The organism is Actinophytocola sp. (assembly GCF_035762905.1).
GTDB lineage: Bacteria > Actinomycetota > Actinomycetes > Mycobacteriales > Pseudonocardiaceae > DASYTH01.
On the sequence record NZ_DASUCC010000061.1, the window covers coordinates 79,860 to 95,149 of the forward strand.

2 protein-coding genes are annotated in these 15,290 nt (G+C 74.9%); one reads left to right on the forward strand and one right to left on the reverse strand.

Features of this window, described 5'->3' with window-relative positions; all coding sequences use genetic code 11:
- Nucleotides 1-11 precede the first annotated feature (11 nt).
- Nucleotides 12-1,016, reverse strand: a complete 1,005-nt coding sequence (locus tag VFV67_RS11435; protein WP_326469458.1) for a hypothetical protein — start codon at nt 1,014-1,016, stop codon at nt 12-14.
- A gap of 156 nt (nt 1,017-1,172) precedes the next feature.
- On the opposite strand from VFV67_RS11435, the gene VFV67_RS11440 reads away from it, so the two are divergent.
- Nucleotides 1,173-15,290, forward strand: coding sequence for a non-ribosomal peptide synthetase (locus VFV67_RS11440; protein ID WP_326469460.1), 14,118 nt, complete (start codon nt 1,173-1,175; stop codon nt 15,288-15,290).

Below are 15,290 nucleotides of genomic sequence, written 5' to 3' on the forward strand. Positions count from 1 at the left end.
GGACGTCGGGCTTACGTGTCCAGCAGCCGAAGGAAGTCGCGGACGTCGGCCGCGAGGTCGCCCGAGGCGCGGAAGATCCGGGACGGCAGGTCACCGAGGGCGGTGACCGCCGTCGCGGTTTCCGCCATGACCGGGGCGAAGTCGAGGTGCAGCAGCCGCGCCATCGCGCCGAGGGTGCTGTCCGGGCCGGAGCGGAGGGCCTCGCCGAAGCGCTTGGGGTGGGTGCCGGCGGTCCCGTCCGCGGACACGAACACGACCAGGTCGACCGGGACGGGCCGGTCGGGGTCGGGGCCCGGGTTCGTGTACCGGTAGTCGCGGCCGCGGTGGTCGTGGGGCAGGCCCGGGTCGTGGGCCTCGAGCCGGCTTCCGGTGATCTCGGCGATGATCGCGCGGTCGTGCGGGAGCACCCGGGATTCCCACGCACCACTGAGGAACAACGGCACCACCGCGATGCCGGCGGTGGCGACGAACACGGTGTCCTCGGCGAGCACCCGCCACCCGGCGGCGACCGCGGCGAGCCCGAGGGTGCTCTTGCCCGACCCGGACTCGCCGACCAGCAGGACGGTCGTCCGGTCGCGGGTGACGGCCATCGCGTGCACCAGCGCGACCCCACCGGCGAGCAGCAACGGGGACAGCAGGGCGGTCCGGAACAGCTTGCGGCGGAACGGTTCGTTGTTCGCCGACGCCCGGACCACCCGGTCGCCGGCCACCTCCAGCAGGCCGGCGGTGCCGGACGCGACCCTGGCCGGCCACCAGATCCGCCGGGTCGACCCGGCCTCCGAGTAGCACGCCCACGGCCGGTCCGGCGCCGGCGCCGGCTCGCCGGGCGGGTCGGCGTATGGCTCGACCGCGTGCACGGTGACCGTACCCGGAATGTCCGCAATGGACAGTGCGGCGGTGAGCGGGCCGACCCCCTGCGTCGGTGACACGTCCGACCAGAACGGCTCGGTCGGGCACGGCAGGTAGGTCCAGTGCACGGTGCGGCGGCCGGTTGAAATGGCACCAGCTCGGATCATAAGTATTTTGTCGCACATCCAAAACTGAGTTAAAAGGGGCAGATTCCCGTACAGGACGTGTACAGGGCCGGGGTATCGCAAGGGGATAGCGTTTCGGCGTTCGCCGGGAAAACCTGAATCACAGCCGTCGCCGAATTCGGGACGCCGCGGGGAGTTATGGATCGAGTTCATTCTTTCGCCGATGAGGACCGGACCTTTCCGCTGACCGGTGCGCAGGCGGGCGTGTGGTTCGCCCAGCAGGTGCAGCCGGACAGCCCGATCTTCCGGGCCGGCGAGTACCTGGAGATCCACGGGCCGATCGATCCGGAGCTGTTCGAGCGGGCGCTGCGCCGGGTCGTCGACGAGGTCGATGCGCTGCACCTCCGTTTCCTCGACACCGACGACGGTCCCCGGCAGGTCGTCGGGCCGGTGCCGGACTGGCCGTTCGAGGTCATCGACATCTCGGCGGAGGCCGACCCGCGGCGGGTGGCCGAGGAGTGGATCCGGCGAGACCTGCGCCGCCGGATCGACCTGACCGCCTCGCGGCTGTTCACCTACGCGCTGTTCCGGGTCGCCGCGGACCGCTGGTTCTTCTACCACGGCTGCCACCACATCCTGCTCGACGGCGTCGGCGCGGCCCTGATCGTGCACCGGCTCGCGCACCGGTACACGGCGCTGGCCGCCGGGACCGAGGCCGAGCCGTCGCCGTTCGAGTCGGTGCGCACGCTGCTCGAGGCGGACCTCGCCTACCGCTCGTCGCCCGCCCATGCCGAGGACCGCGAGTTTTTCCGGTCGCGCTACGCCGACCGGCCCGAGCCGGTCGCGCTGTCCCCCCGGCCGCTCCGGCCGACCGCGGACTTCGTGCGGCACAGCGGGTATCTGACGGCGCAGGCGCAGCGGGAGCTGGTCGCCGCCGCCGAGCGGATCGGCGTGGCCGCCTCCCGGATCGTCATCGCCGCCACGGTGGCCTACCTCCACCGGATGACCGGGCTGGCCGACGTGGTGCTCGGGCTGCCGGTGACCGCCCGCCCCGACCAGCGGTCCCGCCGGGTGCCCGGCATGGCGGCGAACGTGCTGCCGCTGCGGGTGCGGGTCGAGCCGGCGACGACCGTGGCCGAGTTGCTCGAGGACACCCGGGTCGCGCTGCGCGAGGTCGTCGCCCACCAGCGCTACCGGGGCGAGGACGTGCGGCACGATCTCGCTCTGCGGGGCGAGCACCGGCGCTTCTTCGGCCCGCTGATCAACTACGTCCCGTTCGACTACGGCGTGCGGTTCGCCGGCAGCCGGGCCGATGCGCACAACATGTCGCTGCGGCTCATCGAGGACCTCGCGATCTCGGTGTACGACCGGGCCGACGGCAGCCCGCTGCGGGTGGACTTCGACGCCCATCCCGAGCTGTACGGCCGGACCGAGCTGGCCGCGCACCACGGCCGCTATCTGTCCTTTGTGGACCGGGTGGTCCGGGCGCTGGCCCGGCCGGGGACCCCGGTCGGCCGGATCGGCCTGCTCGACGACCGCGAGCGCTACGCCGTCCCGGCCAGGACACCCCGGCCGGGTCCGACGCTGCCCGCGCTGTTCGAGCGGCAGGCGGCGGCGTCGCCGGGCTCGCCCGCGGTCGAGTACGAGGGCACCACGCTCGACTACGCCGAACTCAACCGCCGGGCCAACCGGCTGGCCCGGCTGCTGGTCTCCCGCGGGGTCGGCCCGGAGGACCGGGTCGTGCTGCTCCTGCCCCGCTCGGCCGACTTCGTCGTCGCACTGCTCGCCGTGCTGAAGGCGGGTGCGGCCTACCTGCCCGTCGACCCCGGCTACCCCGTGGCGCGGATCGACCACGTGCTCGGCGACGCGGCGCCGGCCTGCGTCGTGGTCGGGTCGAGCACCGCGGACCTCGCCGCGGCGGCACCGCATCCGGTGCTGGTGCTGGACGCGCCGGACACGGTCGCCGGTCTTGCCGAACTGTCCGGCACCGACCTGACCGACGCCGACCGCACGGCGGCGCTGACCCCCGAGCACCCGGCCTACGTCATCTACACCTCGGGCTCGACCGGCCGGCCAAAGGGCGTCGTCGTCTCGCACGCCGGCATCGCCGACCTGGCCACGACGTTCATCGGCCGGCTCGGGGTCCAGCCGGACAGCCGGGTCCTGCAGTTCGCCGCCATGGGTTTCGACGCGATGGTGCCCGAGCTGTGCATGGGCCTGCTGTCCGGTGCGACGTTCGTGCTCGCCCCCGCGCACCGGCTGATGCCGGGCGACCCGTTGAGCGCACTCGCCCGGTCGGCGGCCATCACGCACGCCATCCTGCCGCCGTCCTCGCTCGCCGTCCTCGATCCCGAGCGGGACCTGCCGCCGGACCTGACGATCCTGGTTGCCGGCGAGGCGTGTTCGGCGGACCTCGCGGCCCGCTGGTCGGCCGGGCGGCGCTTCGTCAACGGCTACGGCCCGACCGAGACCACCGTCTGCGCCACGATGAGCGAGCCGCTCACCGGCACCGGCGAGCCGGGGATCGGCCGGCCGATCGCCCGCATGCGGACCTACGTGCTCGACGCCGCCCTGCTTCCGGTGCCGGCCGGGGTGACCGGTGAGCTGTACGTCGCCGGGCCCGGCCTGGCCCGCGGCTACCTCGGCCGCACCGGGCTCACCGCGGAACGCTTCGTGGCCAACCCCTTCGGGCTGCCCGGCGAACGGATGTACCGCACCGGCGACCTCGTGCGGCAGCGGGCCGGCGGCGACCTGGAGTTCGTCGGCCGCACCGACGACCAGGTCAAGATCCGCGGTTACCGGGTCGAGCCCGGCGAGGTCGAAGCCGCACTGCGCGGCCTCGACCCGGTCGGCGGGGCCGCCGTCGCGGTCCGGCGGGACGCCGCCGGCAACCCGGTGCTCGCGGCCTACCTGGTGCCCGCGCCCGGCGCCGACCTCGACCTCGACCCGGTTCGCGCGGAGCTGGCGGCCACCCTGCCCGGCCACCTGGTGCCCGCGACGTTCACCGTTCTCGCCGCGCTTCCGGTCACCCCCAACGGAAAGCTCGACCGCGCCGCGCTGCCCGACCCGGTGACCACCGCCGGGCGCCGGGCGCACCCCCGCACCGACCGGGAACGCCTGCTGTGCGCGTTGTTCGCCGATGCGCTCGGCGTCGCCGAGGTCGGACTCGACGACGACTTCTTCGTCCTCGGTGGACACTCGCTGCTCGCCGCCCGGCTGGCCCGGCGGATCCGCGCCGGGCTCGGTGTCGACTGCGGTATCGAGGCGGTCTTCGCCGCGCCGACCGTGCGCCGGCTGGCCGCCCGGCTCGACACCGGCGCCGCCGCCCGACCGGGGCCCGTCCCGGTCGACCGCGAGCGGGACCTGCCGCTGTCCTTCGCCCAGCAGCGGCTGTGGTTCCTGCACACGCTCGAGGGCCCGAGCGCCGCCTACAACATCCCGCTCGCGCTCACGCTCACCGGCACCCTCGACCGGGTCGCCCTGGCCGCCGCGCTCGGCGACCTCACGGACCGGCACGAGATCCTGCGGACGGTCTACGAGGACCGCGCGGGGGTCCCGGCACAGCGCATCCTCGCCCCGGGCACACGTCCCGAGCTCATCGTGGTGCCGACCACCGACGAGGAGCTTGCCGAGGAGTTGACCCGCGCCGCCGCGCATCCCTTCGACCTCGGCGGCCAACCACCGCTGCGCGCCACGCTGCTCGCGCTCGCGCCCGACCGGCATGTGCTCGTGCTGCTGCTGCACCACATCACGGCCGACGCCGAGTCGCTCGCCCCGCTGCTGGACGACCTCACCGCCGGCTACACCGCCCGCCACGCCGGTGCCGCGCCGGCCTTCGAACCGCTCCCGGTCCAGTACGCCGACTACGCGGCCTGGCAGCGCGACCTGCTCGGCGCCGAGGACGACCCGAACAGCCTGGCGGCGCGGCAGATCGCGTACTGGCGGGCGGCGCTTGCCGGCCTGCCCGAGCACCTGGACCTGCCGGTCGACCGGCCGCACCCGGTGGACGCGGCCACCGCCCCCGCGGGTCTGGCCACGATCGACCTCGATGCCGGCCTGCACGCCGGGATCGTCGAACTGGCCCGCGGCACCGGCACCAGCACGTTCATGGTGCTGCAGGCCGCGCTCGCCGCACTGCTCACCCGGATGGGCGCGGGCACCGACATTCCGGTCGGCGTGCCGGTGTCCGGCCGCGGCGACGCGACCCTGGAGAACCTCGTCGGGTTCTTCACCAACACGCTCGTCATCCGCACCGACACCGGCGGGAACCCGGCGTTCGCCGAGCTGCTCGGCCGGGTGCGGGAGACCGCACTCGCCGCGTACGCCAACCAGGACCTGCCGTTCGAGTGGCTGGTCGAGGTGATCAACCCGGCCCGGTCGATCGCCAGGAACCCGCTGTTCCAGGTCATGCTCTCGATGACCGGTCCCGGCCGGGAGCCGCCGCCGGTGCCGGGGCTGGACCTCGGGCTGCTGGACGTGCCGGCCGGCGGCGCGAAGGTGGACCTGTCGCTCAACGTCCGGGAGAACGTCGACGCCGCCGGTGCCGCGGCGGGAATCCTGGTGGCGCTGGACTTCCGGGCCGACGTCTTCGACCGGTCCACCGCCGAGGCGCTGCTCGCCCGGTTCGCCAGGCTCGTCCAGTCCTTCGTGGCCGATCCCGCGACGCGGATCGGCGCCGCGCCGGTGCTCGCCGCCGGCGAGCGGAAGTGGCTGCTGGACGCGCTGAACGACACGGCCGCCGGTGAGCCGCTTGCCGACGTGGTCGCCCGGGTCCGCACGATCGCCACCGGGCGGCCGGACGCCGTCGCGGTGTCCGATGTGGACGGTCAGCTCACCTACGCCGAGCTGGTGGCGCGGATCGACCGGCTGGCCGGGTTTCTCGTCGCACGCGGCGTCGGTGCCGGAGACGTCGTCGCGGTGCTGGCCGATCGGGGCCGGTTCGCGGTCACGGCGCTGCTCGGCCTGCTCGCCGCCCGCGTCGCGTACCTCCCGCTGGACACCCGGGCTCCGGTCGCGCGCTCGGCGATGGTCGTCGCCGACGCCGCCGCGCGCCTCGTGCTCGCCGACCCGTCGCACGTCGCACCGGCCGGCGAGATCGCCGCGGTCGCGGGCGGACCGGTCGAGGTCGTGCCGCTCGCGGCGGTCGAGGCCGAGCCGTACCGCGCCGCGGCGTCCCCGCACCCGGACGAACTCGCCTACGTGCTCTACACGTCGGGATCCACCGGCCGGCCCAAGGGTGCGATGGTCCACCACCGCGGCATGCACAACCACCTGCTGGCGAAGGCCGAGGACCTGCGACTGTCCGATGTGGACGTGGTGGTGCAGAACGCGCCGCTGACCTTCGACGTGTCGCTGTGGCAGATGCTCTCCCCGCTGGTCGCCGGCGGCCGGATGCTCGCCGTCCCCGACGAGCTGGCCGCCGACCCGCCCGGACTGTTCCGGCGGGTCGCCGAGGACCGCGCCACGGTCTTCGAGGTGGTTCCGTCGGTGCTGCGGGCCGCCCTGGACGCCTGGGACGAGGGCGGGCCGGTGCCGGAGCTGCCGGCGCTGCGCTGGCTCGTGGTGACCGGCGAGGAGCTGACCGCCGGGCTGTGCCACCGCTGGTTCGCCCGGTTCCCCGCCACCCCGCTGGTCAACGCCTACGGGCCGACCGAGTGCTCGGACGACGTCACCCACGCCGTGCTCGACACGGCGGAGTCCGTCGGCGAGCGGGCCGCGGCGCCGATCGGCCGCGCCATTCGCAACACCCGGCTCTACGTGCTCAGCGACGAGCTGGCTCCGGTCCCGGCCGGGGTCGCCGGCGACCTCTACGTCGCGGGAGTCGGTGTCGGGCGCGGTTACCTGGGTGATCCCGGCAAGACGGCGGTCACGTTCGTGCCCGATCCGTTCGCCGGTGAAAGCGGCCGCATGTATCGCACCGGCGACCGCGTCCGGCACCGCCCGGACGGACAGCTGGAGTTCCTCGGCCGCCGCGACCACCAGGTCAAGATTCGCGGCCAGCGCATCGAGCTGGGCGAGGTCGAGGCGCAGCTGCGCGCGCTGCCGGGCGTGACCGACGCGGTCGCGGCGGCCGTCGCCGGGCCGGGCGGAGTCAACCAGCTGATCGGTTACGTGGTGGGCGGGACCGATGTCCGCGCGCTGCGGGCGGCGCTCACCGCGACGCTGCCGCCGCACCTGGTTCCCGCGACCCTGGTCGCGCTGCGGGCCCTGCCGCTGACCCCGAACGGGAAGATCGACCGCACGGCGCTGCCCGTGCCCGACCGCACCGAGCTGCCCAGCCGGCCGCCGCGGACCCCGCAGGAGGAGATCCTCTGCGGCCTGTACGCCGACGTGCTCGGCCTGGACCGGGTCGGGGTCGACGACGACTTCTTCGGTCTCGGCGGTCACTCCCTGCTCGCCACCCGGCTGGTCGCCCGGGTCCGGGCGGTGCTCGGCGCGCGGCTGCCGGTCGCCACGTTGTTCGAGGCACCCCGGGTCGCCGACCTCGCCCGCCGGCTCCCCACCGCCGCCGGCCCGGTGCGGCTCGGGCGGCAGGACCGGCCGGAGGTGCTGCCGCTGTCCCACGCCCAGCGCGGGCTGTGGTTCATCAACCGGATGGACCCCGCCGCCGGCAGCTACAACATCCCGCTGGTGCTGCGGCTGACCGGCGAGCTGGACCGGGCCGCCCTGGCCCGGGCGCTCGCCGAGGTGACGGCCCGGCACGAGAGCCTGCGCACCGTCTTCCCGGACGTGGCCGGCGAACCCCGGCAGGTCGTGCTCGAACCGGGGGAGTGCCGCCCCGCGCTGCCCGTGCTGGCCGCGACCGAGCGGGACGTGGCCGAGCTGATCGCCGAGACCAGCACGCGCGGCTTCGACCTCACCAGCGAGCCGCCGCTGCGCGCCCGCCTGCTCGCCCTCGGCCCCGACGAGCACGTGCTGGTGATCGTCACGCACCACATCGCGAGTGACGGGTGGTCCACCGCCCCGCTGGCCCGCGACCTGTCCGTGGCCTACGCCGCCGCCCGGGCGGATAGCACGCCCGGGTGGCCACCGCTGCCGGTGCAGTACGCGGACTTCACGCTCTGGCAACGCCGGATGCTCGGTGCGGAGAGCGATCCGGACAGCGTGATCTCCCGCCAGCTCGCGCACTGGACCCGGGCGCTTGCCGGGCTGCCCGACGAGCTGACGCTGCCCGCCGACCGGCCGCGCCCGGCGGTGCCGAGCCACCGCGGCGGGCTGGTGCCCTTCACGGTGGACGCCGCGACCCACCGCGCGCTGCTGGCGCTGGCCAGACGGCGTGGGGTCACCGCGTTCATGGTCCTGCATGCCGCGCTGGCCGCGCTGCTCACCCGGCTGGGCGCCGGCACCGACATCCCGCTCGGCGGCTCGGTGATCGGCCGCACCGACGAGGCGCTCGACGAGGTCGTCGGGTTCTTCGTCAACTCGCTGGTGCTGCGGGTCGACACGGGCGGCGAGCCGTCGTTCACCGAGCTGCTCGAGCGCACCCGGCAGGCCGACATCGCCGCGTTCGCCAACCAGGACACACCGTTCGAGCGGCTGGTGGACGCGCTCAACCCGAGGCGCGCGCTGAACCGGCACCCGCTCTTCCAGGTGAAGCTGGTACTGCAGAACCTGGCCCGGCCGGAGCCGGACTTCCCCGGCCTTGCGACCACGGTCGAGCGGCTCGACCCGGACCTCGCCAAGTTCGACCTGCTGTTCAGCCTGGCCGAGCGCTACGACGACGCGGGCGAACCGGCCGGGATCGAGGCGGCCGCCGGCTACTCGGCGGACCTGTTCGACCGGACCACGGTCGAGGCGATCGCCGCCAGGTTCGCGCGGCTGCTCGCCGGCGCCCTCGCCGAGCCCGACCGGCGCATCGGGGAGTTCGAGCTGCTCGCCGAGGCCGAGCGGCACGAGCTGCTGACCCGGCGCAACGACACCGCGGGCGCGCTCCCGGACCGGACCTACCCGCGGCTGTTCGCCGAGCAGGCGGCCCGCACGCCCGACGCGCCCGCGGTCGTGTCCGGGTCGGTGACGCTGACCTACGCCGAGCTGGACGCCCGGGCCAACCGGCTGGCGAACCTGTTGCTCGACCGCGGCCACGGCGCCGGCGCGGTGATCGCCCTGGCGCTGCCGAGGTCGGCCGAGGCCGTGGTCGCGATGCTCGCGGCGGGCAAGGCGGGCGCCGCCTACCTGCCGCTGGACCCCGACCACCCCGGCGACCGGGTCCTCGCCCTGGTCAAGGACGCCCGGCCGGCGTTGCTGCTGGCCACCCGGGCGGTCCTGGACACGCTGCCGCCGCTGGACGGTTCGACCGAGGTGCTCACGCTCGACGCCGAGCCCACCCTGGCCGCGCTGGCCCGGTCCAATGCCGGCGAGCCCGGGGACGCGGCCCGCGCGCGGCCGGTGTCGGTGCGCGATGCCGCCTACGTCGTCTACACCTCGGGCTCGACCGGCCGGCCCAAGGGCGTGCTGGTCGAGCAGCGGGCGCTGGTCGACTACGCGGTGCGCTGCGTCGCCGCCTACCCGGGTCTGGCCGGGCGCACCCTGCTGCACTCGCCGCTGTCGTTCGACCTCGGACTGACCGCGCTGTACGGCACCCTCCTCGCCGGCGGCTGCCTGCACATCGCCGACCTCGACGAGACCCTCGCGGTGCCCGGCGGACTGACCTTCGCCAAGATCACCCCGAGCCACCTGCCGATGCTGGCGGCGCTGCCCGAGATCTGCGCGCCCACCGTGCAGCTGGTCATCGGCGGCGAGGCGCTGCACGCCGGGCAGCTCGCCGAGTGGCGGACCCGGCACCCGAGGGCGACGGTGGTCAACCACTACGGCCCGACCGAGGCCACGGTCGGCTGCCTCGACCACACCGTCGCGCCGGGCGCCGAGCTGCCCGCCGGCCCGGTGCCGCTCGGCCGCCCGATGGCCAACACCCGGGTCTACGTGCTCGATCACGCGCTGCGGCCGGTGCCGGACGGTGTGGTCGGCGAGCTGTACGTCGCCGGAACCGGCCTCGCCCTCGGTTACCTGAACGGGCCCGGCCGGACCGCGGAGCGGTTCGTCGCGAACCCGTTCGGCGGGCCGGGCGAGCGGATGTACCGCACCGGCGACCTGGTCCGCTGGACGGCCGCCGCGGTGCTGACCTACGCGGGCCGCGCCGACGACCAGGTGAAGATCCGCGGGTTCCGGATCGAGCCCGGCGAGGTCGTCTCGACGATGCTGACCGCGCCCGGCGTGGCCCGGGCGTGCTGTGTGGCGCGCGAGGAGACGCCGGGCGACCGGCGGCTGGTGGGCTACGTCGTCGCCGAGCCCGGCGCGACGCTCACCCCGGATGCCGTGCGCGAGCACCTGATCCGCACCCTGCCCGGCTACCTCGTGCCGTCGGCGATCGTGCCGCTCGACCGGCTTCCGCTGACACCCAACGGCAAGGTCGACAAGGCCGCGCTGCCCGCACCGCAGGCCGGGTCCGGCTCGGTGCCGCGCCCACCGCGCACCCCGCAGGAGGAGGTGCTGTGCGGACTGTTCGCCGACGTGCTCGGCGCCGGCCGGGTCGGCGCCGACGAGGACTTCTTCGCCCTCGGCGGACACTCCCTGCTCGCCATGCGCCTGCTCAGCCGGGTCGCGGCGACGTTCGGGGTCCGGGTCGGCGTCAAGGCGTTCTTCGACGCGCCGACCGTCGCCGGGGTCGCCGCCCGGCTGGCCACCGCGGACGCCGCCCGGCCGGCACTGGTCGCGGCCGGGCGCTGCGAGCCGGTCCCGCTGTCGTTCGCCCAGCGCCGGCTGTGGTTCCTCAACCGGCTGGAGGGCCCGAACGCCACCTACAACCTGCCCCTGGTGCTGCACCTGTCCGGTCCGGTCGACCGGCCCGCCCTGCGCGCGGCACTGCGCGACCTGCTGACCCGGCACGAGAGCCTGCGCACGATCTACCCCGACCGGGACGGCGTGCCCTACCAACACGTCCTCGGCGTGTCCGAGTGCGGCCCGGTGCTGACCGAGACCCGGGTCGAACCCGGGCGACTGCCGGCTGCCGTCGCCGAGTGCGTCGGCAGCGGCTTCGACGTGGTCACCGACCCGCCGCTGCGCGCGACGCTGCTCGACACGGACGCGCAGGCCGTGCTCGTCCTGGTCACCCACCACATCGCCAGCGACGGCTGGTCGCTCACCCCGATGCTGCGCGACCTGTCCACCGCCTACGCGAGCCGGTGCCGAGGCACGGCGCCCGACTGGCCGCCGCTTCCCGTGCAGTACGCGGACTTCGCCCGGTGGCAGCGGGACATCCTCGGCGACGAGGCGGATCCGGACAGCCTGCTGTCCCGCCAGCTCGAGCACTGGACCACCGCGCTCGCCGGGCTGCCCGAGGCGCTTGAGCTGCCCACCGACCGGCCGCACCCGGAGGTGGCGAGCTTCCGCGGCGACACCGTGCCGTTCGCGCTGGACGCCGAGGCCCACGCGGCGCTGCTGGCCCTGGCGCGGGCCAGCGGCGCCAGCGTGTTCATGACGCTGCAGGCCGGACTGGCGGCACTGCTGACCCGGCTGGGCGCCGGCACCGACATCCCCCTCGGCACCGCGACCGCCGGCCGCACCGTTGAAGAACTCGACGAGCTGGTCGGGTTCTTCGTCAACACCCTGGTGCTGCGCACCGACGTCTCCGGCGACCCCACGTTCCGCGAGCTGATCGCCCGGGTCCGGGAGACCGACCTGGCCGCCTACGCCCACCAGGACCTGCCGTTCGAGCGGCTGGTGGAGGAGCTGAACCCGGCGCGCTCGCTGGCCCGCCACCCGCTGTTCCAGGTCATGCTGATCCTGCACAACACGGACCGGCCGGAGATCGACCTCGCCGGGCTGCGGGTGCGCCTGGAACCGGCCGACTCGGCGGTGGCCAAGTTCGACCTGTCCGTGAGCCTCACCGAGCGCTACGGCGCGGACGGCGCGCCGGACGGCATCGTCGGGCACCTCGAGTACGCCGTCGACCTGTTCGACCGGTCCACCGTGGCGGGTCTGGCCGCGCGCTACGCCCGGTTGCTCGCCGCCGCGGCCGCCGACCCCGAGCGGCCGGTCGGCGCTCTCCCGGTGCTCGACGAGCGGGAGCGGCACGAGTTGCTGGTGACCCGCAACGACACCGCCAACGACGTGCCGGACGCATCCCTGGCCGAGCTGTTCGCCGCCCAGGTCGCCCGCACGCCGCGGGCACCGGCCCTGGTGTGCGGGGAGGTCCGGCTCAGCTACGCCGAGCTCGACGCCCGCGCCGTCCGGCTCGCCCGCGTCCTGGTGGCCCGCGGCGTGCGGCCGGAGGACCGGGTGGCCCTGCTGATCGGCGGCCGGGTCGACTACGTCGTGGCCGTCCTCGCGGTCAGCAAGGCCGGCGGCGCCTACCTGCCGCTGAATCCGCAGGATCCGGCGGCCCGGCTCGAAAAGCTGCTCGCGGACACCGGCGCGGCGGTCCTGCTCGCCGACCGCGGCCTGCGCACCCGGGTGCCGGACGGCCCGACCGCCGTGCTGCTCGTCGACGAGCTTCCCGGTCCCGGGCCGGAGGTCGCCCTGCCCGAGGTCCGGCCCGGCCAGCTCGCCTACGTCATGCACACCTCGGGCTCCACCGGCACGCCGAAGGCCGTGGCGGTGTCCCAGCGCAACGTGGTCCGCCTGGTGCGCGACCGGTACTGGGGGCACGGGCCGGCCGATCGGATCCTCATGCACGCGCCGCCGTGGTTCGACGCGTCCACCTACGAGCTGTGGGGCCCGCTGCTGGATGGCGCCCGGATCGTCGCCGCCGACGCCGAGGGCACCGACCTCGCCGCGCTCGCCGCCGCCGTCACCAGCCACGGTGTCACCGCAGGCCTGTTCAACGAGGGCGTCTTCCGGCTGCTTGCGGAGCACCATCCGGATGCCTTCCGCGGCCTGCGCAACATCTACGTCGGCGGCGACACGCTTTCCCCGGCCGCCGCCCGCACGGTGCGCGGGCTCGCCCCCGGGGCGCGGCTGACCAACAGCTACGGGCCGACCGAGACCACGCTGTGCGCCGTCCATCATGAACTGTCCGAAAAGGACATGGCGGGCGGCGGCGTGCCGATCGGCCGCCCGTTGGACAACACCCGGGTGTACGTGCTCGACGAGCGGCTGGGCCCGGTCGCGCCGGGCGTGGTCGGCGAGCTGTACCTCGCCGGTGACGGACTGGCCCGCGGCTACCTCGGCCGGCCGGGGCACACCGCGGAGCGTTTCGTCGCCGACCCGTTCGGTCCGCCCGCGACCCGCATGTACCGCACCGGCGACCTGGTCCGGTGGAACGCCGGTGGGAACCTGGAGTTCGCCGGCCGGGCCGACACCCAGGTCAAGCTCCGCGGGTTCCGGATCGAGCTCGGCGAGGTGGAGGCCGCCGTATCGTCCCATGTGGACGTTGCGCAGTCGGTGGCCATGGTGCGTGCCGACCGGGCCGGGCACAAGCGACTCGTCGCCTATGCCACGCCCACACCCGGCGTCACGCTCGACCCGGCCAGGCTGCGCGAGCACGTCGCCGCCGCGCTGCCGGACTACCTGGTCCCCGCCGCGATCGTGGCGTTGGATGCGTTGCCGCTGACCGGATCCGGGAAGGTGGACCGGGCCGCCCTGCCCGCGCCGGACACCTCCGGCACCGGCGGCCGGGCCCCCCGGGACGAGCGGGAAGCGTTGCTGTGCACGCTCATCGGCGTTCTGCTCGGCCGCACCGGCGTCAGCATCGACGACAACTTCTTCGCCATCGGCGGCGACAGCATCGTGTCCATCCAACTGGTCAGCCGCGCCCGGCAGGCCGGGTTGGTGCTCACCCCGCGCGATGTCTTCCGGCACCAGACCGTGGCCCAACTCGCCCGCGTCGCGACCGCCGCCACCGACCCGCCGGAACCCGACCAGGACGGCGCCGGGGCCGTACCCCTGACCCCGATCATGTTGTGGCTCAAGGAGAAGGGCCACCTCACCGGGTTCAACCAGTCCGTGGTGCTGCGGGTGCCCTCTGGGCTGACCGCGGCGGGGCTGACCGCGGCCCTGCAGGCCGTGCTCGACCGGCACGACGTGCTCCGCGCCCGGCTGGACCGGACCGGGCCGGACGGGTGGTGTCTTGCGGTTCCGCCGGCCGGCGCGGTCACCGCCGCGGACTGCGTGCGCCGGGTCGACGTGTCCGGCCGCCCCGACGCCGACCTGGCCGCGCTGCTCGCCGGACACGGGGAAACCGCGCGCCGCGAGCTGGATCCGGACGCCGGTGCGATGGTCCGGGCCGTCTGGTTCGACGCCGGCCCCGGCCGGCCGGGCCGGTTGCTGATCGTGGCGCACCATCTGGTGGTCGACGGCGTGTCCTGGCGGATCCTGCTGCCGGACCTGATGCCGGCCTGGATCGCGGCATCGGTCGGCAAGCCGGCCCGGCCGGCGCCGGTTCCCACCTCGTTCCGCACCTGGGCCAGGCAGCTGGTCGGGCGCGCGGACAGCACGGCCGTGGCGGCGGAGTTGGCCCAGTGGCAACGCATCACCGCCACGCCCGACCCGCTGCTCACCGCCCGGCCACTCGATCCCGGCGTGGACACCATGCGGACCGGGAACCGCTACACCGCCGTGCTGCCGGTGGCGCGCACCGCGCCGCTGCTGACCACGGTCGTGGCCGCGACCCATGCCGGGCCGGACGAGATCCTGCTGACCGGGCTCGCCCTCGGGCTGGCGGAGTGGCGGCGGCACCGGGGCACCGGCGGCGGCAGCTCGGTCCTGCTGCACCTGGAGGCCCACGGCCGCGACGAGGCCGAGCCGTTCGACCTGTCCCGGACCGTCGGCTGGTTCACCACCATGTATCCGGTCCGCGTCGACCCCGCGGTGCGCTGGCACGAGCTCGACGGCCCGGCGGCGGGCGGCGCCGTCCGGCGGGTCCGCGACCAGCTCCGGGCGTTGCCCGGCAAGGGCGCCGGGTACGGCCTGCTGCGCTACCTCAACCCGCGGACCGCGGCCACGCTCGCCGCCGCCCGGCACCCCCAGCTCGCCGTCAACTACCTGGGCCGGGTCGCGACGCAGGTAGTTGACGGCGAGGACTGGGGCGTCGCACCCGAGGACGTGTCGGTCGCGCCGGCCGACCCGGACCTGCCGTTCGCCCACGCCCTCGAGCTGAACGCGATCACCCGCGACGGACCGGACGGCCCGGAGCTGCGGGTCACCTGGTCCTGGCCCGGCGGGCTGTTCGCCCGGGACGAGATCGCCGCGTTGACCACCGCCTGGTTCACCGCGCTGGACCGGTTGGCCCGGCATGCCACCGATGCCGGGCCGGCCGATCTGTCCCTTGTGGACCTCGCGCCGGACGAGATCGACGAGCTCGAAGCCGAGTGGAGGATGTGA

Coding starts and splice junctions, on each gene's coding strand:
- VFV67_RS11440 (WP_326469460.1), top strand. CDS start 1,173: ATGGATCGAGTTCATTCTTTCGCCGATGAGGACCGGACCTTTCCGCTG.
- VFV67_RS11435 (WP_326469458.1), bottom strand. CDS start 1,016: ATGATCCGAGCTGGTGCCATTTCAACCGGCCGCCGCACCGTGCACTGG.